Raw genomic sequence first — 22,647 nt, forward strand, 5'->3', positions numbered from 1 at the left:
TAATGTCGATTAAAGTAGAAAAAATACGGTGTGAAATAGCGCGTACATAAAAAATTTATGTCGTAAAAAACGAGAATCTCCTATTTAACAGGCGGTTCTCGTTTTGATTATTGCTCGATTGGCGTGATTTCTTTCACATAATCTTTAAATTCTTTCTTTAGCTCATACGCAAATTCTTTCATAAGCTGTGTTTCATGGCGATTGGCTTTTGTGACGATACCAAATGTATGCTCGACTGGAATCGTCGTTAAAAAATCAATTTTCGCGAAGTTCATATTTTGCATAAAGCTTTTAGAATGCGTAAACGTCAAATCAAGTCCGACTGTATACGCTTTATTTTCTTCGACATATTGCTGGACGATATGCGGGTTATTTACCGAAATGACAATATCATTTCGACCGAAGGCATATTTGATTTCATTCATTGTTGCAATGACCATCTTATCATCGAAAATAATAACGGGCTGCTTAATCAATTCATCGGTTACGGTGTGGTTATTTTGAATGACAGGTGAGTCCTGATGCGCGACAATAAGCATCTTACAGCTTGTAATCTTTGTGAACGTTAAATCGGGATTTTTTTGAATATCTTCGTCATTATAGACAGCGAGTGCGACGTCTACCTTTTCACTTTGCAGCTCCTCAAGCATCGTCTGTGAGTTTTGTTCACGAATTTGAATATTGATTTCTGGATAGATGGATTTCATTTGCTGGACAATCGTAAAGAGCTTAAAGAATGGCCCAGGAATGGAGGCCACCTTTAATGTACCGGTCAGGCGATTTTGCATCACCTGTGCGACTTCTGTTAGGTCATCAAGTGAATCAAGCACTTTTTTCGCGTGATTGACGATGACTTTTCCTTCCTTTGTAATGCTTGAACCCGTACGATTCCGGGTAAAGAGCGTCAGGCCAAGTTCTTTTTCTAAACGATTTAGACCCTGGCTAAGCGCCGATAATGTCACATGTAAATCTTCCGATGCGTCTTTTAACGTACCGTATTTTGCAATCGCTACGATGTATTTTAGTTGTTCAATCGTCAAAGCGATTCACCCCTTATACAATTAGTTTAGCTTACGTTAAGTAAAGTTTACTATAATGAACTTTACTTAAACTATAAAGTTCAATAAACTAATACTATAAAATTGCTCATGAATTAGCAACGAGAAACTTTACATAGGAATGGATTCGTGCGTTCAACTATTGAGAAAGAGGTGTTTGATCATGAAAGATAAGCGATATCGAATCGCCAATCGTGAAGCACTTATTGGCGTCGCACTCGTCGTCGTCAACTTTGCGCTGTGGTATGGATTCGCTTATGGAATGGGTGGAGGGGACCCAAAAGACTATACATATATTATGGGTTTCCCAGCTTGGTTCTTCTATAGCTGTATGGTAACGACTGTTTTAATGATCGTCGTTATTGCCGTCCTTCTAAAATTTGTGTTTAAAGAAGTAGAACTCGAGGATAAGGAGGAGGACAACTAGTGCATTGGCAAGTAATTATCCCGCTATTTATTTTTGTTGTCATTATTTTTGGAATTGGCTTCTGGTCGAATAAGCTTGTACGTTCATCAGATTCCTTCCTATCTGAATACTTCCTTGGCGGGCGAGAAATGGGTGGCTTCCTATTAGCGATGACGATGATGGCAACGTATGGTAGTGCCTCAAGCTTCATCTCTGGTCCAGGGGTTGCTTATAATACAGGGCTTGGCTGGGTACTTTTATCGCTTGCTCAGCTGCCTGCAGGTTATTTCGTGTTAATGGTATTAGGAAAAAAATTCGCCATTGTAACACGTAAACTTAAAGCGATTACATTAATTGATTTCTTACGTGAGCGCTATCAGAGCAACGTCGTTGTGTTTGTTTCTGCAATTAGTATTATTATCTTCTTATTTGCATCGATGGTTGCACAGTGGATTGGCGGCGCGCGGTTAATTGAATCCTTAACGGGCATGAATTATACGACCGCATTATTTATTTTTGCAGCAGTTGTGTTAATTTATGTCGTTATCGGTGGTTTCCGAGCGGTTGCGCTAACAGACGCGCTGCAAGGAACGATAATGGTCATCGGGACAATTGTTTTACTAATTGGTACAGTCATCGCAGGTGGCGGTATCACGAATATTATGAATGATTTAGTCACTATTAATCCAAATCTTGTGTCGCCATTTGGTGATGAAAGACAGTATACATCTGCCTACGTATCTTCCTTCTGGATTCTTGTAGGGGTTGGGGTTATCGGGCTTCCGCAAATTGCGGTACGTGCGATGAGCTATAAATCATCAAGTGGCATGCACCGTGCCATTTTAATCGGTACAATCGGTATTGCGACGATTATGTTCGGCATGCATTTAATCGGTGTCTTCGGTCGCGCTGTATTACCTGGCATTGAAATTGGTGACAAGGTGATGCCAACATTAACGATGAATGTCTTGCCACCGCTTCTAGCAGGGATTGTATTAGCGGCTCCAATGGCGGCCATTATGTCGACCGTAAATGCACTGTTGATGATGGTCAGCTCGACAATCGTTAAAGATATTTACCTGCATTATATTAAGCCGGATGCGAGCGAGGACCGTATTAAGAAAACGAGCTTCGCGGTGACAACGATTGTTGGTATTTTAGTCGTACTGATGTCGTTCAACCCACCAGACTTAATTGTATGGTTAAATCTCTTTGCCTTCGGGGGCTTAGAGGCTGTATTCGTTTGGCCAATCGTGCTAGGCTTATACTGGAAAAAAGCGAATAAATACGGTGCGATTTGTGCGATGATTGTTGGTCTTGCGACATATATCTCAATCGACCGCTTATCGCCAAATCTCTTCGGTGTGCATACGGTGACCTTCCCGATTCTTCTGTCACTTGTGTTCTTTGTTATTGTGAGTATCGCAACACATAAAAAGATTACCGAAGCACCAAAATATATTTAATGAACAAAGACTTAAGCAATTGCTTGAGTCTTTTTTTGATTGCATTGACGGAATTTCTTGCTATTTTGACCCAAAACACAATGAATTCAACGAGCAAAAGCCTATTTTTTCTTCTAGCAGAATGTGAGAAAATAGAAGATAGAGAGTTTCTAGGGAGGTAGCTATGGGGAATTTTGAATTTTTTGATGGGCCATGGACGCCTTATCGTGAAATAGCAGAAGCGGCTGAGCGTATGGTCTACAGTGATCCAAATGCATCGATGTCAAAGATGCGCTCATTTGGAGAAATGATGGCACAGGAATTATGGGTCCGTAATAAATTCCCAGAAGCAGAGGGGATTTCACAGTTTGAGCGTATTCGGGAGCTAGAGGGCAATGACATGATTGACCGTCAGACAACCTTTTATTTGCATGAGCTACGTGTCAAAGGGAATAAAGCGGCACATAATGCTATGTACGGAACGTCTGATGAGGCGATTGCGTTATTAAGCATTGCCTATCAGCTATCAGTATGGTTTATGCGTATTGAGCTAGACAATCCGACATTCCATGCAAGGCCATTTAAAAAGCCGATGGAGCACGGGGAGCCGTCGTATGCGCTACGCAAGGAGGCACCGGCTGAAAGGAAAGAGAAGCCAGTGCCAAAGCGTGCCGTAAAAAAAGCGCCAGAAAAACAAGCACCGGTAGAACCAATACCTGTAGAACAAGCGCCAAAACCACAAGAGCCAGCGCCTGTTAAACCAAAGCAAACACCGAAGCAAGAACAACCGTCACCGCTTCGTCGTAAATTAAGTGATGTTGCCAGGGCACAGGAGGCAGAAAAGCCGGAGTCAGTGACAACGGTGAAACGCGCGAAATCGAAGCCGAAATCAAAACCAACGTCGCAAGAGCCAGCTAGCTATACAGAATGGCAGTTTCCGACGAAATGGATTGTTATAGGAATGTTTGTTATTGGCGCAATCACGGCAAGTGTATCTGCCAGTTCAGAGCGCACGAGTGATGCACGTGTTTTATTAGGGGAGCCAAAAGCAGCAGAAAAAACAGTGCAGAAAGAACAAAAAAGACCAGCTGTGCTGCTTGCAGGAGATGCTTCGTTTGAAACAAATGCTTTACGCATACTTCGTGGTGATACAGAAAGTAAACAAAAAATTCATACGTATTCGGATTTAGCGCTAACAAAAAAAGCCGATAAATTGCAGGTGCGTGAAACCTATGCCATCTATAAAGTACGGGGTGATTCGTATCAATTAGCGAATGGCCAGTATGTATCGAAGAAGAAAGTGGCGACAACCTCGATGCAGGATGTACCGGTGTATCATGCAAGCTATAGCGCGGATACGAGCTATGGAACGGTTGAGGTACAATTAGTCGAGCCACTAAATGTGCGCTATAGTCCGTCCACCGATAGTGAAATTGTTGGCGTGACCTATAAGGGACATCGCTATCAAGTGTATGGTCAGCAAGGCTCTTGGTATCGTATTGGTTTGGATGCATGGATTTCAGCAAATCCTGAATATGTCACATTTGAGAAAGGGAGCGGACAGTAGATGTTGGAAACAATTGAAGAAAAATGGCCACAAGCGCGGCATAGCTTACTAGCAGTAGCACTTTTACTATATGTTGTTATTCCAAGTCTTGCCTTTCGCTACCATGAAACATTAACGACAAGTCTTGTGCTGTTTATGTTGGCAACACTCTTTGCAGCTGGCTGGATTTATTGGCAGACCGTGCAACCAGAAGTGCTTAGTCAGCGCTTTGTGGAAATCATTCGGGTGCTACTTGCGGTGATTATTAGTTTAGTAACGATGATGCTGGCACTTTTTGCACTATCATATAAACAATCCGGTGAGCCGATATTTAGTAGCTTTGCGACACTAGCCATGATTATGCTCATTGCGACACTGGCGTTTGCGGTGTATATACATACGTTTAGCCGCCGCAAAAACATTAAGCTAGAATGGTTAATTATTGCGAGTGTCAGTGCTTTTTCACTTGGCTATGTACTCGTGCGGCACTATGATTATTGGACACTTCGCACGGTCGGCCTATTATTTTTAGTTGTGGCTATTATGGCAGGCATTTTCATTGCACAGCAAACGATGAACCTCGTCATTGATGGCTCCAATTATCCATTACTGACAACCGCGCTTGCCGCATTATTCGTCGGTAGTATGCTGCTGATAAGCATTTGCCTTGTGCTTGATTTCTTTGTCAAAGCCTCGCTCTTATGGCTCGTCATTGCACTGTTAATCATCGCAGTCATTGGGATGATTGCCCTTAGCACCTGGCAGATTACACTTACATATGCAGGCCGCCCATATTTAGAGCTTTTATACGGTTTGTCACTTGTGACGTTGGCGCTAATGCTATGGCTGCTTTATTATGATTTATCCGTTATTCATTTAATTGTTGGCTGTATGAGCATTGTCTATGTTCGTTTCTTTTTAAAAGAATGGTAAAGAAAAACCCGAAACTGTTTGGAAGCAGTTTCGGGTTTTTGGTTATTTCACCAAATAATATCCCACAATCGCTAAAAACATTTCGCCCATTTGAAGCAGGGCGCGTTCATCAAAGTCAAAGCGTGGATGATGATGTGGATATTGGGTAGCGGGGTCATCATTGTGACTCCCAACGAAGAAGTAGCTACCTGGGCGCTGCTCTAGGAAGTAGGCAAAATCATCTGCGCCAAGGGCAATATCTTTCGTGATAGAAGCATCTTCTGAAAATATTTGTGCGGCTAACGAAGCAACGAGCGCTGTTTCGGCTTCTGTATTAATAAGCACCGGATAGCCATGTGTAAATTCTAATGTATAGTCGATGTGATCGGCGTGCTTCATGCCTTCTAAAATGGCACGAATTTCCTGCTCGAGCTGGATGCGCACATCATGGCTCATTGCGCGAACGGTGCCTTCAATTTCCGCAGTATCAGCAATAATATTAAAGGCGTGTCCAGCGTGGAAGCGCCCAATCGTTACAACGGCGGGCTCTACGGGATTGATGCGACGGCTAACGATTTGTTGTAAATGCGTCACAAGGCGACTCCCAATAGCGATGGAATCGACGGTCTGATGTGGGCGAGCGCCGTGGCCACCGCGTCCTTGTAGGTGAATTTTAAAGGCATCCACTGAAGCCATTGTCGGACCTTTTCGAGAGGCGATTTTTCCAACGGGTAGCTCAGATGCGAGATGCGCGCCAAAGACATAATCGACACCATCAAGTGCACCCGCTTCAATCATAGGCTTTGCGCCACCGGGTGGTTTTTCCTCAGCGTGTTGGAAAATGAGTACGACATTCCCGTGAAGTGCCGCTGTATGTTGCATCAGCACATAGGCGAGGCCTAATAAATTCGCGGTATGGCCATCGTGACCACATGCGTGCATGACACCCTTTATGGTCGATGTATAGGCCGTTTCTTTTTCATCAACGATTGGTAGGGCATCAAAATCTGCACGAAAGGCAAGTGTTGGGCCTTCATTTGCGCCATGGATCGTTGCAACAATCCCGTTACCACCGACATTTGTACGAATATCCGTTAAGCCAAATTCACGTAGCTTTTCTTCAATAAATGCGGCTGTTTTCGTTTCGAAAAAGGATAGCTCTGGATGCTGGTGCAAGTGACGGCGCCATGCTACGACCTCGTTATACTGTGCTTTATATGTATCAAAAAATGGGGTTGTCAAAAAATCATCTCCTTTTTACTATCTTACTATTCTGACTATTTTACTCGCAACTAAAACGACCATGGATAGTTGCAGTGAAAAAAGAACCAAAAGTCATAGTGTCGCATCACTTCACAGAAATATCATCATTTACTAGGTGATAAAGCGTGGAGGAATCGGGTATAGTAACAGCACAAACAGCTAAGGACCTAGAGGGGTGAAGTAGATGAAAATCAATCAGTATGCAACCGATATTTTATTATTTGAACGATTCGAGCCAATGTTTGTAGATTTCTCCTATGATGAGGTCGTTGAGCATTTATTTGACCTTTTACGTACAGAGCCAAATGTGCCACATGTTGAGCAGACAAAAACAACGGAGCAGAAACGACTGGCGATTCGTGCATACTTTAATGTGCGCTTTCCAGGAGATTTGTATAAACGTCTTCTGTTATTATCGGATACATTACTACAGCAAGAGCTCGCCAAAAAAAACATTGCGGTACCTACAGGGGAGGAGCTAGTGACACTTTGGCAAGGAGATATAACGACCCTACAGGCGGATGCGATTGTGAATGCAGGAAATGATCAGCTAAGGGGCTGCTTCCATCCACTTCACAACTGTATCGACAACACCATTCATTCAGCGGCGGGTCCACAGCTACGTGCAGATTGCGATATTATTATGGCGAGTCAGGGACATCCTGAGCTTGTTGGCGGGGCGAAGGTGACGCGTGGCTATAATCTACCAGCTAAATTTGTCATTCATACAGTTGGCCCAAATGTTGCAGGGGCGCCGCTTACACCAATTATCGAAGCGCAGTTAGCGAGCTGCTATACATCGGTTTTAAATGTAGCGCATCAAATGAAAGAAATTGAAACACTTGCCTTTTGTAGTATTTCAACAGGTGAATTTCGTTTTCCAAAGCAGCGTGCGGCAGAGATAGCTGTTGAGACGACGAAGAATTGGCTTGCCAATCAGACACACCATTTCAAGCAAATCATTTTCAATACGTTTAGCGATGAAGATACAGCAATTTACCAAAAATTAATTTAAAATTCCCTTTTAAATAGGTTTATTAAAGCAGACAGAGGAAGGGACATGGCATTTGCCAACGGAAGTCGTGTTAGAGGGGGAGCGCTTTGAAGATGCGGCGGAGCGTTATGGGCATAACTGCGCACAAGCCCTTAAATGATTGATAGGACGATGGATAAAGCGAATGTTAATAAAATGACCGCACATATTGGCTCGCTTCTAAATGGCTTGTCTGCTTTTCCATTCAATGAGCTCCCAACGAAGATTGAGGCGCAGACGGTTGACTATTTAGTAAGTTATATCGCCCATAATATGGTATAGAAAAAAGAAGCTTAGACGATTCGTCGCCTCGGCTTCTTTTTTTACGTCCAAATATAGCGCCCATCACTGACAATGCTGCCATCATGTATATCGACATACCAAATTCCTTCAGCATCGAGTAGTTCCGCTGCCTTATCGGTTTTTTGAAGCACCGGCTTAATCGGCATTAACGTCTGGCTCATAAGAATTTCATACGTCAAAATCATCTCCTCAGGACTCGAGACGATAAAATGCTTTCGCGGAGCAATTAAATAAGGACAATCAATTTTCCACGCCGTACCACCAAGTGATTGAACCGTGCACCCACGCGTCTTTAATAAATGGACGACTTGATTGGCAAATTGTTGTAGACGATGCTCCGTGAGCGTCACACTTGGCGCCGCATATAGATTATAATTCGGCAAATACCATTCCTCATGCGTCAAAATAATGCCCATTTGCTCGTAATGATCACGAATCGCCCAGGATTCCTGCTTTGATAAACAAACAAGCTGTTCAAGCTCCTCAAACTGATGGAAGTAATACGCTAATTCAACAAGCGAACGACTAAAATGCAGCCGATGCCAGCACAGCAGCGCCACCTCGCTCGTAATACCCGGAATATCCTTAAACGTCGGCATCACAATCCCCTCAAAATAAGGCACAGTCACCGGAAGCCCTTTCATCACCTTATCAAGCGCCAACCCTTCCGAATCTGCAAATGCAAGCCGTGAAATATTTTTCATCGTCAACCGTTCGCGAAAAACCTTTCCTTGTACGATAAATAGCATGTTTACACACCACCTTTAGTAATACTATTGACCGTTTTGATTTTTGTTAAACACAGTAGGGGCTTTGAAGTATCATTTGTGGCACACTGTTTATTTTTAGGAGAATGAAGCATTCTTTTTTCATCAAAAACTCGTATACTAGAAGTAGAGGTGATAAGAAATGAAGAAAACCGTTCATGTTGTGGGAGCAGTTATTGAAAATGACGCGCAACAGATTTTATGTGCACAACGAAGTGCTATTATGTCATTAGCGAATTTATGGGAATTCCCTGGTGGCAAAATTGAAGCGGGCGAAACACCACAGCAGGCATTAAAGCGTGAAATTATGGAAGAATTAGATTGTGTGATTGATGTTGGCGATAAAGTAGAAGATACGACGTACGAATATGAGAACGTGATTGTACGTCTTGAAACATACAAGGCAAAAATTACAGAGGGCACACCAATTGCGAAAGAACATGCACAATTGATTTGGAAGAAGCGTATCGAGTTGCCGGCACTCGAATGGGCAGCAGCCGATATTCCGGCAGTGGAGCAATTGACTAAGTAGGGGGAATTTGATGGAAGCGAGACAACAGCTAGTAGAGGCATTAGAAAAAGGATTTATGAACGATGCAATTGTTGCAAATGAGCGATTACAGCCAAAATTATTAAGTAATAATGCGAATGGACAAGTATTACCGACCTTACTGCAGGAACTTGCGACATGTCATTCATTCACAATTTCAGTGGCATTTATTACTTCAAGTGGGCTAGTGATGTTAAAATCTGTACTTCAGGATTTGGCATTAAAAGGTGTTCGAGGACGTATTTTAACATCTACTTATTTAGGCTTTAATAACCCTAAAGCCTTTGAAGAGCTAATGAAAATTCCAAATGTAGATGTTCGTTTGACATCAATTCCTGGATTTCATGCGAAAGGGTATATTTTTGACCAAGGAAGTTATGAAACACTAATTGTTGGGAGTTCCAATTTAACAGATTCCGCTCTGAAAACGAATTACGAATGGAATGTGAAATTGAATTCACTGAGCCAGGGAGATTTGATTCAACGCTTCAATGAACAATTTGAACATGCTTGGAAAGACGCCACACCGCTATCTCAGCAATGGATTGATATGTATCGTCAAACGTATAAGCCAATGCCAAAACGTCAGGTGACACCATTCCCGTTATTACCTGGTCAAGTAGCAGAGGCGGCACTTGCAGCATCGTTTGAAACAGAACCAACTGCAGGCTATGTGACGATTACACCAAATAAAATGCAGACGCAGGCACTCGCGCAGATTCAGCAGGTGCGTGATTCGGGCGAAAAACGCGCATTAGTCGTCTCAGCAACGGGGACGGGTAAAACGTATTTATCGGCGTTTGATGTGCGCCAATATGCACCGAAGAAAATGCTCTTTATCGTACACCGCGAGCAGATTTTAGAGAAAGCCATGAGCGATTATCAAAAGGTGCTTGGTGGAGATAAAGCGGATTACGGAAAATTTGTTGGGAGCACGCAGCAAACAGATGCACGCTACTTATTTGCGACAATTCAAACCTTATCAAAGCCTGAAAATTTAGCGCGTTTTGACCGTGAGGCATTTGATTATATTTTAATCGATGAAGTACATAAGGCGGGAGCTCCTTCTTATTTACGCCTGTTAGATTATTTTGAGCCGGCTTTTCTATTAGGGATGACTGCCACACCGGAGCGAACAGACCAATTTAATATTTTTGAGCTGTTTGACTACAATATTGCCTATGAAATTCGTCTACAAGAAGCGCTAGAGGAAGAAATGCTTTGCCCATTCCATTATTTTGGTGTAACGGATTTTGAGCGTGATGAATATGTGATTGATGAGAATATGTCAATTGACCAATTAATGCTAGATGAGCGTGTGAACCATGTTATTGAGAAAGTAGAATATTATGGCCATGCAGGAGACGCAGTAAAGGGCCTTATTTTCTGTAGTCGTAAAGAGGAAGCGAAGCAATTATCGCAAAAGCTAAATGCACGGGGTTATCGAACAATGCCTTTAACTGGGGAAGATTCAACGGATGTTCGTGAAGCGGTCGTTGAGCAATTAGAAGCGGGTGAGCTCGATTATATTTTAACGGTCGATGTATTTAATGAAGGTATTGATATTCCGGTAGTCAATCAAATCGTCATGCTGCGACAAACGCAATCAAGTATTATCTTTATTCAACAGCTTGGCCGTGGCTTACGTAAGCATGATTCAAAAGATTATGTTGTGATTTTAGACTTTATTGGCAACTATAAAAATAACTATATGATTCCGATGGCACTTGCTGGTGATAATACGTACAACAAGGATAATTTACGCCGTAATACGATGGATATGGCTTATATTAAAGGTGTATCAAGTGTGCATTTTGAAGAAATTGCGAAAAATCGTATTTTCGAAGCGATTAATCAAAAAACATTAATTACGATTCGTGAGCTAAAGGCGCAGTTTGAACAGCTGAGTAATCGCTTAGGTCATCAACCAATGTTAATCGAATTTATCGAGCATCATTCAGTAGATCCAGAAGTTTTATTAACGAAACGCCCAAATTATCATGAATTCTTAATGTATGTGGATAAAGACCTTGCCGCATTACCAGCTAGTCAAAATACGATGCTGACATTTTTATCACAGGAATTAATTGATGGCAAGCGTATGCATGAGCTTCTTTTATTGAAAGCATTAATAGCACAACCAACTGTCTCAAAAACACAGTATATCGAGCTACTGCAGCAACATGAACTTACTTATGACGAGGAAACCATTACTTCTGTAGAAAGATTTCTTGATTTAAGTTTCTTTGTTAGTAGTAATCGAACGAAATATGCAGATGCTTTAATGCTAGAGGTACACGAAGATATGTACACACGTACTTCTTCATTTGAAGTAGCACTTAAAAATGGCTTATTTATCCGTTATGTAGAAGATATTTTTGCCTGCGCTAACGAGAAATCTACGCGCTATGCATATGAGCAGCTAAAAGTTGGCGAGAAATACTCACGTAAAGATTATTGTCGTTTAATGAACTGGAGTAGTGATATGTCGGCAACAATGTATGGCTATAAAATCGATGAGCCTACAAATACATGTCCATTATTTATTACGTACCATAAAGATGATTCCTTGAGCTCTGAGACACTTTATGAGGACGAATTATTAAACCCTTCTACACTAAAATGGTTTACACGTCCAAATAATCGTGTAAATTCAAAGCAGGTAGAAAGAATACTACACAGTCCAGACCTTCGTATTGATGTGTTTATTAAAAAAGAAGGTGGCGAAGGGACCGACTATTTCTATTTAGGTAAGGCAAAACCAGATGTCGAAAGTGCAGAGGACATTCAACTGATGCACAAAGGTGTTATGAAACCATATGTGACATTGAATTTTGAATTAGAAGCCCCTGTTCCAGAGGCGATTTATCGTTATTTAGTTGGTGTATAATAAAAAAAAGAGAGAAGTCGTAGCATTACGATTTCTCTCTTTTTATTTGTTTAGGTGTATGCCATTTTGATAACAGTCTGTTATAAACATATCTTCAAACTCCACAGATAACTGAAAGTACAATGTGGGGAATTGCTGTGAAATAGATTCGATTAAATCTTCAATTAGGCTATAAGGTGCTTCAAAAAAATAAACAGATGTTGTCGTGTCTCCGATTGCTTTTTCTAAATGAATATCCTCACTTTTATACAATGTAGCAAAATTTAAATCTTCTATAGTTTCTCTTGTTTCAACCACAATTAACCTATTGGGCCCATATTTTTCAGTATAGACGATTGCATTCGGATACGCCTGTCGAATTGTTACTAAGCTATCTTTTGAATTATTAATATAGTGTTTTTTTCGAATAGTATGTGTGCCCGCAAGCATCATGTGAAATTTGTCTCGGTCTCTTAAATTGCCACATACATGTAGTTCGTTTAGGTGATAGTTTGTCATCTCAAAACTCCTTCAGCTTATTATAAAAGAATCAACTTGGGATCTCTAGAATAATAATTAACCTCACGTATCTTTAAAACATAATTTATTCTACAATATGATTATTTTCTCAAAAAGTATTTTTACCATTCAATTAGAAAATAAGTAAATTAAAAGAAAATAATGAATTAACGAGATTTTATCGTCTTATCCTCTACATATTAATGGGTTTTTATTAAAAGAATTTATTAGAACAAAGGAACTACTATCGACTTTTTAATGTATATTATTTATACTATAAAAAATAATGCATTATAGGTATAATAATACTATTTTGATAGGAGGAATAGAAATGGTTTTCGCTGAGAAGCCGAGGTATCGCATGTCAATTTATGAGCAAAAAAATGAAGTACATGTGCAAATTCTTGGATTTATTCGTGATGAGGTTGTACCAGAGTATCTAGAGGATATGACGTCATTAATTGGTCAGGTGCCTGCGTACAATTATACGTTGGTAGTTGATGCGACCGAGCAGTCGCCACTACCTCGTAAGGTGGCTGCGGAGCTTGGACAAACGATGATGGTCTATACGACATTAGGCTTTAAAAATCTACGCTTGGTAATGCCGAAATCAAAAATTTCGTTTGTGCAGGTGCGTAATGCGCTAGCGACAGTTAATTTCCCTGGAGAGATTGTGAACCCTTAAAGAAAAGGAATGATGAGCATGCAAGCTGTAGCAACTAAGTATACGTATAAGATTTTAAAAGAGGATCAGCATGAGTTAATTGACCAGGCTGCTGCGGTTTTAGGCCATACTTTTGTCGGCGTCGATGTAGCTGGTAAATGGATTCAAGAGCCGATGATTGGCTACTTAAAACTAACGTATGAGGATTGGTATCAATTTTGTAAGGATTATATTGAATCCGTTGTCACACAAGGATTTTGCGCAGTGGCGCTAAATGATGAGCAGAAAGTTGTAGGAGCGCTTGTCGGTGATAGTAATCGTTTTGAAATTTACGGAGAGCCGATTTTTGAGGGCTCATTTAAAGATATGAATGTTGTGTTAGAGGTGCTAGAAGATATTGATATGCGCTTTTTAACAGATTATAAGGCGCGTTTTGGCAAGGAGCTTGAGGACGGAGAAGTATTGCATCTCTTTTTACTTGGCGTTATGGCTGAGCATCATCGCCATGGAATCGTTGAAGAGCTAAGCAATTTATTAATGGCGAGCGCGCGTGAAGCGGGTGTACGCATGATGCTAGCTGAGGTGACCAATCCTAAATCAATGAAGTTACTTGAGCGTTACCAAGGGATGACGAAGTATGTAACGCAGCAGGGCGAGTACATTGTTCATAAATATGCGACAAATGACCGTCTAAATATGATTCCAGCAGATGTAGCGGATGGTACATACATTATTACATGTGATTTATAAAGGAGAACGGAAAAATGAGCGTATTTTTTTTGGTATTGACGATTGTGTTACTTGGCACGACGATTTATTTTGCGCTGAAGTATCAAACGCTAAAAAGATCGACACAGGTAGATGCACAGGCATTACAGGAAATAGCATCATTGACGAATGAGCCTGTAGATGCAACAAATGCCATCGAACAGTTAACAAAGCATATTTCAGATGAAAAGGAACGTTTCTTACAGTTCACACAGGAGATTGATGGTAAGAGTGAACATTTAAAAGAACAGGGTGAATATGCGACCGAGAAGGCAGATATTGTGCGTGCGGCGATTGATGAGATTGGTAAGGGTTTGCGTACACAACTGATTTCAACAGAGGAAAGTACAGAATCAATGAAGGATATTAATGAGGCGATTCGTGAGCTATCAATTCGTTCAAATGATATTTCAGAGCAGTCAAATACGACACTGCAATTAACAAAAGAAGGCGATGAAAAATTAAAAGAATCGATTCGCATTATGGAGAATTTCAATCAAACGATTCAAACAACATTTGATGGCATTAAAGTGCTCGGTGACAAATCAAATGAAATTAGCATGATTGTGAAGGTCATTACAGGAATTTCTGAGCAAATTAATCTACTTGCGCTGAATGCGGCAATTGAAGCGGCACGTGCGGGTGAGCATGGGAAGGGCTTTGCGGTCGTAGCAGATGAAGTTCGCAAGCTAGCAGGTCAATCGAGTGATTCTGCGCTTGAGGTATCGAATATTGTTAAAAATATTCAGGATGAAACAGAGCGCGTTGTCCATTCGATGCAGCAAGGGACAGAGGAATTTGCGGTTACGAACGATAAAATTTCAGAAATTGTCGAGATGTTTAATAAAATCGTTGAAACGACGCAAATTATTGCGGAGAATAATATGAACTCATCTGCGAGCACTGAGGAATTATCATCAAGCTCACAGCAAATCACGGTGGCGATGGATCAAATTTCTGAGATTTCACAGGAGTCGGTTGAAATGTTTGAGGAGCTCGTTGGGATTAGCGATAAAGAGCTTGCGACGATGGCAAGCTTGTTAGCAGAGGTAGACACTATTATTGAATTAAAAGAGCGTGCACATGCGGTGTTAGAGGCGCAAACAGTATAAAATGATTCTCGCCAAATAGCTGATTCAAAAATCACGAAATCCTCAGGAAGCGTGTTTTGGCTACAACATATTTTAGAATAAGTGCCAAACAAGGTCTATTTACATGTGGAAAATAGGCAGATTCATAATTATCTTCTATAAAAGAAGAAAGAAACAATTATTTATTAACAAGAACGCATATCATTATTATTTTTAAGCAATCAAAAAGGCTTGTTTTGACCCGAAATCGGGTGAAAACAGCCTTTTTTGTATCTCCGAGGGGTGTTTTTTGTCGGTGAATGATGCCGTAAAGGACGATTCTTTCGATTTTGTGTGAAAAATAACGTTCCGCTGCTAGATCACCATTTTCTACTGTTGAAATACCGTATTTGCGTCCGAAAAATGCATAAAATGGGTCGATAATGAGGCTCTGAGGGGCAATTTTTGCACGTATTGATCGAAATTTTGGTGCAAACTTTCGCAACTATCACGAAAAATTTTCATAATTATTTGCGATAATACGCACACTGCACAAATGCTTATTAATCACGCAGGCTTATTCTCATAGAGGTGACACATATTTTCTCATAAGTCGTATGTAAAAGACGCTTCTTAGGGTAATTGGCGATGTTAAATGAATGATTTCATTTCAGGTGATTCATTTGAAAGCGTGCCGTGTGACAGCTAGACTTTCTCGCTCAAAAAGCGTAGACTAATTTTAGGTGAATTTTTTGTGCTATATAATAGAAGAAACTCGTAAAAAAAGGACGGTTTTATCTAATGGAAGAAGCACAAATAAAGGACTGGCTCATGCGTTTTCAGCGCGATAAGGATATCGAAGCGCTTGAAGGTTTAAAGAATCATTGTGTATCGATGATTGAGCCATTGATTGAAGAGTTTGAAGCGAAATACGATCAGCAGGCGGGAGATTTGCTGCGTGAAAATTGGGATAAGCGATTTTTCTTTATTTTCACGAAGTATCAGCTCGATGTGGGCTTACCACTTGAGACGTTTGTGCAAAATACGTATCGTTTTTATTTTATGCAGGTGCTAAAGCGCGCCGGCTATTAAAGAGAAAGAGACGACCCTCTGCTTGCTGCAACAAGCGAAAGGGTCGTCTCTTTTTTCACGTTCAATAGATAGATGAATTTTTTTGGTAAATCTTATAATAGAAGTAGGGATGTAACTGTTAGTTTATATGAATAATGTCTTCGGCAAGATGCGTAAATGCTTCGCCGACCACCGAATCTTCGTCATAAACGGATGAGCCTGTATTTTCTTCGGGCTGTGCAAATGGAATTTGTGCGATGACTTCTGTGGCTAACGCTCCTGCAAGTGCGCTACCGCCATCTTTCCCGAATAAATAGTTGCGTTCTCCGTCTGATGTTTCATAGAACGCCATATTTTCGACAACACCTAAAATTTCGTGCTTCGTATGACGTGCCATAACACCTGCGCGAGAGGCGACATGAGATGCGGCGTTGTGTGGTGTCGTCACAATGATTTCTTTGGCTTGGGGGATCATTGCTGCGACATCAATTGCGACATCACCAGTGCCTGGTGGTAAATCAAGTAATAGATAATCTAGGTCGCCCCAGTGTGTGTTGACAAGGAAGTTGCGGATCCACTTGTTCAACATCGGGCCGCGCCACATAACGGGCTGATTATCTTTTGAGAAGAAGCCCATCGACATGACTTTGACACCCTCTTTTATGACAGGGACAGCCATCTGGTCAATCATCGTTGGCTTTTCGATAATTTTCATCATAGTCGGAATGCTATAGCCATAAATGTCTGCATCAACAATCCCAACGCGCTTGCCTTGGCGTGCAAGTGCGGCTGCGAGGTTGATAGTGACAGTTGATTTACCGACGCCACCTTTTCCGCTTGTGACAGCGATAAAGGTTACGCCTGAATCTTCTCGTAGCATCGTAGGCATACCTTCTGATGTGGTATTTTCTTTTTTGAGAGAGGCAGTTAGTTGCTTACGCTCCTCGTCTGTCATTGAACCAAATTGTAACGTCACGGCTGTAGCACCTAATGCTTGAATGGCGGTTTCAACGTCTTGTTTGATTTTGGCTTTTAGGGGACAGCCTTGAATCGTTAAGACAATTGTGAGTGAGACATGGGTACCTTCAATGTGAATGTCACGTACCATATTTAGTTCAACGACGCTTTTGTGTAGTTCTGGGTCCTCTACATCTTTCAATGCATGGATGATTTTCTGTTGTGTTAACATCGGTTTCGCTCCTTATTCGTTTAATCCTTTACCAAGGCCTTTTAAGAAGTGTACGCCGAAGTTCATTGCACGATTGACATCAGGGTCATTCATGATTTTCATTAACTTGAAAATGCTCATTTTTTCATCTGCTTCGACAGCAACTTTCGCTTCGTCTAGACCTGAGTTTAAGCTTGTCATTAATTTTGCGACCATTTGAGCATCCATCTGTGTAAGCGCTCCTGCAGCACCTAGCATCACATTCATCATGTTCGTTACGGGTTCGCGTGTCATTTGACCAAGAGCAATATGCGCAATTTCTTCTTTTGCTTGAAGCATTTTTGTGACCGCTTCAAGCGCACCAACATCGTTTAGCTCCGCCATAATCGAAAAGATTTGCGCGACCGCTTGTTCGTTATCAGTTACGAGTGTTTTGAGTTCTTCTAATTTTTGAGCGGCGATTTGCTCATCTGTTAGTACTTCTTTTTTAATCTTTGTAATCGGAGTAGCCATATGTTACACTCCTTCTTTTTCCGTCGTTAAGTGCACGTAGCCCGGGCGATCCCATTTACGCTGTACTTCAACCCCATTTTGCGGGTGACGTTTTTTATTACGCGGATTTGTTGCTGGAAGTGGATTTTTCCCTTTGCGTTTCAATACTTCAACACGGATTTTTGTTTGCTTATAAGCTGGCGTTTGCGTATTAGCATCACCTTGTGAACCCGTTAAGAAGTTAATAGATGACTCTTTACTTGTTGAGTTCATAGGTAGGAATAACTCATTTCCTTGTACGCGGTCTGTAATAAGTGCTGGTACTTTTAGCGCGCCGTAAGGGGATACAAGGCGTAAAAGTGCACCGGTTTCAATACCGCGTTCTTTTGCAAGCTCAGGTGAAATTTCAACAAAAATTTCAGGTACTTTCAGTTGAATACCTGTTGATTTGTTCGTCATATTTCCTTCATGGAAGTGCTCAAGCATACGACCATTATTAATATGGCAGTCATATTGGCATTCATATTCTACTGGCGGTGCCCAGTCATTGAGTGCAAAGCGCGCTTTTTTGTCTGGGAAGTTGAAGCCATCAACGAATAATAGTGGTGTATTCGCTCCGGAGATTGGGTCACCCCATACGAAACTATTCCAGCCTTCCATGACATCGTAGTTATTTTGTGCGAAAACAGGAGACAGGCTCGCCATTTCTGCATAAATTTCACTTGGATGTTCATAGTGCCAGTTAGCACCAAGACGGTTGGCAACATCTTGTACGATGCGCCAGTCAGGGCGAGAATCACCGAGTGGCGTTAATACTTCGTATAAACGTTGTACACGACGCTCGGTATTGGTGAATGTACCCTCTTTTTCAAGTGAAGGAGATGCTGGTAAAATAACGTCTGCATATTGTGCGGTACGTGATAAGAACACATCTTCAACGACACAAAAATCAAGTTGAGATAATACTTCATCTACATGGTTTGCGTTCGCATCCACAAGTGCCATATCCTCACCAACGATATACATAGCCTTCATTTTACCTTCTGATACAGCTTGCAGCATTTCCGGATTTGTACGACCTGGCGTTGCTGGAATTGTAGCACCATAGGCTTCTTCAAATTTCGCACGAGCGGCATCATCTGTTACTTTTTGGTAGCCAGGTAGTAGGTTCGGTAGTGTACCCATATCACAAGCACCCTGTACATTATTGTGCCCGCGTAGTGGGTAAGCACCTGCGCCTGGTCGACGATAGTTACCTGTTGCTAGTAATAAGTTTGAGATTGCAGCAGATGTATACGAGCCACCTGTGTTTTGCGTTACACCCATACCCCAAAGGATACACGTGCCGTCCGCATCACGAATCATTTCGGCGATGTTGATGAGGGTTTCTTTGGCAATGCCTGTTTCCTCACATGCATAGTCTAACGTGTATTTCTCTAATACTTCTTTAAATGCTTCGTAATCATTGACATTGTCTTCGATAAATTTCGCATCATGCCAGCCTTGGTCGATCATATATTTCGTAACCGCCATTAGCCATACTTGGTCTGTCCCTTGTTTTGGTCGAATATGAATGTCTGAGCGTTCAGCCATTTCATTTTTTCGAATATCCGCGACAATAAGTTTTTGACCGTGTAATTTATGCGCACGTTTCACACGTGTTGCAAGTACCGGATGACCTTCTGCTGGGTTTGCCCCGACGATAATGACAAGTCCTGCTTTGGCAATATCTTTAATCGTACCGGCGTCGCCGCCGATACCAACTGTACGGCTTAAGCCATCTGTTGCGGGTGACTGGCAATAACGTGAACAGTTGTCGACGTCATTTGTATTGAATAATTGACGTGCCATTTTTTGAATTAAGTAGTTTTCTTCATTGGTAATTTTAGAAGAAGAAATGAAGCCGACAGAACCTGGGCCGAATTGTTGTTGAATGCCACCAAGTTTTGAAGCAACTAAATCAAGTGCCTCATCCCAGCTTGCTTCAACGAATTCGTCGCCTTGGCGAATCAATGGCGTAGTAATTCGGTCTTCAGAGTTAACGAAGTCCCAACCAAATTTCCCTTTCACACAAGTTGAAATAGCATTTACCGGACCTTCAGATGGTTGTACTTTTAAAATATGACGGCCCTTTGTCCATACTTCAAATGAACAGCCCACACCGCAGAAAGTACAAACGGTTTTCGTTTTCTTCGTGCGCTCGCTACGCATAGCTGATTCAATTTCAGAAATGGCTAAGATTCCGCTATACCCAGGCTCAACCTCTTTAATAAGGTCGATCATTGGGTCTAACATGTCTTGTTTCATACCTGTCATAAAGCCAGCTTGACCAAGCATTGATTTTTCCATTAAGGCGTTACATGGACAGACTGTGACACATTGACCACAGCTTACACATGATGAATCATTAATGGCTGCGCCGTCATCCCACTTAATGCGTGGACGTTCAGCTTCCCAGTCAAGTGATAATGTTTCGTTCACTTGGAGGTTTTGACATACTTCGACACATTGACCGCAGGCGATACATTGGTTTGGATCATAGCGGTAAAATGGGTGAGACATATCGACCTCGGTTGGGTCTACTTTCGGTGTATACGGATATTTTTGATGTTCGATGCCCATCATATCGACCGTATTGTGTAACGTACAGTTACCGTTGTTGTTATCACATACTGTACAGTACAGCATATGGTTCTCGAGTAAGCGGTCCATTGCTTCTGTTTGTGCTTCTTTCGCCTTTGGTGAAGCAAGCTGAATGTCCATACCATCCGTGGCCTTCGTTGAACATGAACGGACTAATTTGCCGTCGATTTCAACGATACATGTATCACATGTGCGAATCGGGTCGACCGCTTCGACATGACATACTTGTGGATGCTCGATATTATTTACGTTAATCGTATCAAGGATCGTAGCGCCCTCTGCTACGTCATAAGAAACGCCATTGATTTTGATTTCCGTCAAAAGAAATTCCTCCTTCTCTTGCGTGATAAGTTTGAAAACGACAGCCCCATTTACAAATGCCCGTGCACTTGCGTGTCTTGTTATAAGGGTGATGTAGCCAAACCAATCGGCGCAAACAAGTTTAAAATTGAATTGTAGTTGCTATGAACGCATTATTTATCGTCGATGGAAATAAGGATTCATAGGAAAATCGCTGTAAAAACAAAAAAATCCACCACGAAAAAGACTGCTGCGAATTCGTAAAGACGCATAAGTTTTATTTCATGGTGGATGAGAGTTTTAGCAGTACTTGCTTAAAAAGCCAATCCGACATTTTAAATTTTAAGTCATAAAAACAACATCAAAACATAACGGTCATACCTACCTAAAATCTTACATAAAGTTTAAAAAACAATTGCTAGAAAGGGTATAGTAAGTATAAGCGCAATATCTCAACGCCATTTTTTATTCGTTTTCTAGTATACATGGCGCTTTTCAAAGATACAAGAAATTTTATAAAAAATATTACATGATAATCATTATCATTTAAAATAAGGCTTTTATTTTTCAAAAACTTGCTTTATCATTATCAAACTGTGAGGGTCATAAATCCCCTGTAGTTACAAAAAACACAGAAAGGAGCTTAAAAAATGTCAAAAAAAGTGCATGAATTTAACGAGATTATTCGTAAATTACGCAAAGATTTATTTGGGAAAGGGCCCGAACGTATTCACACGGTGTTTGTCGAAAACCTAGCAGTATCAACGCTTTACGGCAATATTACACCAACAGAGAAATTTATCGCAGGGACAACAGAAGGCGCCAAAATGGTGCACGAGGCACGTACGGCGATGATTCAAGATTTATATGCGCAGGCAACGCCAGATGGCATGGAAGAATTAATGGATGCCAAATTACTCCATTTATTTTCAGACATCAAAAATCGAAGAGGATATGGCGGTTTCTGTCTTTGTTTTCGAGAAAACGATTGAGGAGTAGGGGGAATACCTATGGAGACACAAGTGAAGCGTCCTATCATCCGCGTGAGAGGGACACAGCATGAGGCAGTCGAGGATACGATTGTTACAGAACATGCGGTAACCGTCAAAATCAATCAACAGGAATTTGTGACGATGGTTTGCACACCGGAGTATGTCGAGGATATGGTGCTCGGCTATTTAGCGTCGGAGCGCATTATTCGTACATATGCCGATATCGATCGTCTATGGTATCAGGAAAAAGAAGGTGTCGTCCATGTGGAAACGACAAAGCTAAATCCATATGCGCGTGATGTGCAAAATAAGCGCTATATTACATCGTGCTGTGGCATGAGTCGCCAAGGATTTGTTTTTGCGAGTGATGCGTTAGCTGCGAAACAAATGGATGAGGTCCATGTGACGGTGACACCTGAGGATTGCTATCGCCTGATGCGTATGATGCAGCAAGAAGCCGTCACTTTTAAAGAAACGGGTGGTGTCCATAATGCCGCACTTTGTGATACAAATGGCATTATTGTTAGCCGTATGGATATTGGGCGTCATAATGCGCTCGATAAAATTTATGGTTACTGCATGAAGCATGAGATTTCGATGGACGATAAAATTATCGTCTTTAGCGGGCGTATTTCATCTGAAATTTTAATGAAAGTATCAAAAATTGGCTGTGAAATCGTATTATCTAAATCAGCACCGACTGAGTTAGCACTTAGCTTAGCGGAGCAATTAGGCATCACGACGATTGGCTTTATTCGTAATAAATCGCTGAATATTTATACGCATCCAAAACGTGTGAACTTATAAA

20 protein-coding genes and 1 pseudogene are annotated in these 22,647 nt (G+C 41.4%); 14 read left to right on the top strand and 7 right to left on the bottom strand.

The features are described 5' to 3' along the window. Positions 1-107: 107 nt before the first annotated feature. Entirely contained in the window at positions 108-1,040 is a 933-nt protein-coding gene (locus tag KTHG_RS10210) for a LysR family transcriptional regulator (RefSeq protein WP_139993316.1), read from the bottom strand. A 181-nt stretch (positions 1,041-1,221) separates the two neighbouring features. Between KTHG_RS10210 and KTHG_RS10215 the strand changes: the two genes are divergently transcribed. The 4 genes from KTHG_RS10215 to KTHG_RS10230 all read left to right on the top strand — a co-directional run bounded on the left by KTHG_RS10215 (position 1,222) and on the right by KTHG_RS10230 (position 5,388). After that, the gene (locus tag KTHG_RS10215; protein ID WP_139993318.1) at positions 1,222-1,485 is read left to right on the top strand and encodes a YhdT family protein; all 264 of its coding nucleotides are present in this window, start codon (positions 1,222-1,224) and stop codon (positions 1,483-1,485) included. Beyond that, positions 1,485-2,930, top strand: a complete 1,446-nt coding sequence (gene panF, locus KTHG_RS10220; RefSeq protein WP_139993320.1) for a sodium/pantothenate symporter — start codon at positions 1,485-1,487, stop codon at positions 2,928-2,930. Before KTHG_RS10215 ends, panF begins: the two co-directional genes overlap by 1 nt. A 163-nt stretch (positions 2,931-3,093) precedes the next feature. After that, positions 3,094-4,476, top strand: coding sequence for an SH3 domain-containing protein (locus tag KTHG_RS10225; RefSeq protein ID WP_139993322.1), 1,383 nt, complete (start codon positions 3,094-3,096; stop codon positions 4,474-4,476). Continuing rightward, positions 4,477-5,388, top strand: a complete 912-nt coding sequence (locus tag KTHG_RS10230) for an FXYD domain-containing ion transport regulator (protein ID WP_139993324.1) — start codon at positions 4,477-4,479, stop codon at positions 5,386-5,388. Between the two features lie 42 nt (positions 5,389-5,430). On the opposite strand, the gene KTHG_RS10235 is transcribed toward KTHG_RS10230, so the two are convergent. Beyond that, entirely contained in the window at positions 5,431-6,609 is a 1,179-nt protein-coding gene (locus KTHG_RS10235) for a M20 metallopeptidase family protein (RefSeq protein ID WP_139993326.1), read from the bottom strand. A 205-nt stretch (positions 6,610-6,814) separates the two neighbouring features. Between KTHG_RS10235 and KTHG_RS10240 the strand changes: the two genes are divergently transcribed. Together KTHG_RS10240 and KTHG_RS21230 are read left to right on the top strand one after the other, a co-directional pair. Continuing rightward, complete coding sequence (locus KTHG_RS10240; protein WP_199754651.1) at positions 6,815-7,645, top strand: protein-ADP-ribose hydrolase; 831 nt, start codon at positions 6,815-6,817, stop codon at positions 7,643-7,645. Positions 7,646-7,795: 150 nt separating this feature from the next. Next, positions 7,796-7,945, top strand: coding sequence for a hypothetical protein (locus KTHG_RS21230; RefSeq protein WP_186439557.1), 150 nt, complete (start codon positions 7,796-7,798; stop codon positions 7,943-7,945). A gap of 41 nt (positions 7,946-7,986) precedes the next feature. Here the strand turns inward: KTHG_RS21230 and KTHG_RS10245 are convergent, their stop codons facing one another. Next, positions 7,987-8,715 (bottom strand): hypothetical protein, encoded by a 729-nt coding sequence (locus KTHG_RS10245; protein WP_126989981.1) that lies wholly within the window; start codon positions 8,713-8,715, stop codon positions 7,987-7,989. A 160-nt stretch (positions 8,716-8,875) separates the two neighbouring features. On the opposite strand from KTHG_RS10245, the gene KTHG_RS10250 reads away from it, so the two are divergent. Both KTHG_RS10250 and KTHG_RS10255 read left to right on the top strand, forming a co-directional pair. Beyond that, positions 8,876-9,265, top strand: coding sequence for a (deoxy)nucleoside triphosphate pyrophosphohydrolase (locus tag KTHG_RS10250; protein WP_139993328.1), 390 nt, complete (start codon positions 8,876-8,878; stop codon positions 9,263-9,265). Between the two features lie 10 nt (positions 9,266-9,275). Beyond that, positions 9,276-12,173 (top strand): DEAD/DEAH box helicase, encoded by a 2,898-nt coding sequence (locus KTHG_RS10255; RefSeq protein ID WP_139993329.1) that lies wholly within the window; start codon positions 9,276-9,278, stop codon positions 12,171-12,173. Positions 12,174-12,215: 42 nt separating this feature from the next. Here KTHG_RS10255 and KTHG_RS10260 read toward each other — a convergent pair whose 3' ends face one another. After that, positions 12,216-12,671: a hypothetical protein gene (locus KTHG_RS10260; protein WP_139993331.1), complete on the bottom strand. Its 456-nt coding sequence runs from the start codon at positions 12,669-12,671 to the stop codon at positions 12,216-12,218. A 331-nt stretch (positions 12,672-13,002) separates the two neighbouring features. Between KTHG_RS10260 and KTHG_RS10265 the strand changes: the two genes are divergently transcribed. The 4 genes from KTHG_RS10265 to KTHG_RS10280 all read left to right on the top strand — a co-directional run bounded on the left by KTHG_RS10265 (position 13,003) and on the right by KTHG_RS10280 (position 16,265). Further along, the gene (locus tag KTHG_RS10265; RefSeq protein ID WP_139993333.1) at positions 13,003-13,356 is read left to right on the top strand and encodes a hypothetical protein; all 354 of its coding nucleotides are present in this window, start codon (positions 13,003-13,005) and stop codon (positions 13,354-13,356) included. Positions 13,357-13,374: 18 nt separating this feature from the next. Continuing rightward, positions 13,375-14,085, top strand: a complete 711-nt coding sequence (locus tag KTHG_RS10270) for a GNAT family N-acetyltransferase (RefSeq protein ID WP_139993335.1) — start codon at positions 13,375-13,377, stop codon at positions 14,083-14,085. Between the two features lie 14 nt (positions 14,086-14,099). After that, a complete protein-coding gene (locus KTHG_RS10275; protein WP_139993337.1) occupies positions 14,100-15,215 on the top strand; it encodes a methyl-accepting chemotaxis protein in 1,116 nt (371 codons plus the stop codon). A 759-nt stretch (positions 15,216-15,974) separates the two neighbouring features. Next, entirely contained in the window at positions 15,975-16,265 is a 291-nt protein-coding gene (locus tag KTHG_RS10280) for a hypothetical protein (protein WP_126989988.1), read from the top strand. 118 nt (positions 16,266-16,383) lie between these two features. On the opposite strand, the gene KTHG_RS10285 is transcribed toward KTHG_RS10280, so the two are convergent. From KTHG_RS10285 to fdhF, 3 genes are read right to left on the bottom strand one after another with little or no spacing between them, the layout of a single operon-like run. Then, positions 16,384-17,433 (bottom strand): P-loop NTPase, encoded by a 1,050-nt coding sequence (locus tag KTHG_RS10285; protein ID WP_139993339.1) that lies wholly within the window; start codon positions 17,431-17,433, stop codon positions 16,384-16,386. Positions 17,434-17,445: 12 nt separating this feature from the next. Further along, complete coding sequence (locus KTHG_RS10290; protein WP_126989990.1) at positions 17,446-17,925, bottom strand: helical membrane plugin domain-containing protein; 480 nt, start codon at positions 17,923-17,925, stop codon at positions 17,446-17,448. Between the two features lie 3 nt (positions 17,926-17,928). Continuing rightward, a complete protein-coding gene (fdhF, locus tag KTHG_RS10295; RefSeq protein ID WP_126989991.1) occupies positions 17,929-20,868 on the bottom strand; it encodes a formate dehydrogenase subunit alpha in 2,940 nt (979 codons plus the stop codon). 629 nt (positions 20,869-21,497) lie between these two features. Between fdhF and KTHG_RS10300 the strand changes: the two are divergent. Together KTHG_RS10300 and fdhD are read left to right on the top strand one after the other, a co-directional pair. Next, positions 21,498-21,846 (top strand): annotated as a pseudogene (locus KTHG_RS10300) (Na-translocating system protein MpsC family protein). A gap of 11 nt (positions 21,847-21,857) precedes the next feature. Next, positions 21,858-22,646, top strand: a complete 789-nt coding sequence (gene fdhD / locus KTHG_RS10305; protein ID WP_139993341.1) for a formate dehydrogenase accessory sulfurtransferase FdhD — start codon at positions 21,858-21,860, stop codon at positions 22,644-22,646. Position 22,647: the final 1 nt, after the last annotated feature.

The organism is Kurthia sp. Dielmo (assembly GCF_000307285.2).
Lineage (GTDB): Bacteria > Bacillota > Bacilli > Bacillales_A > Planococcaceae > Kurthia > Kurthia populi.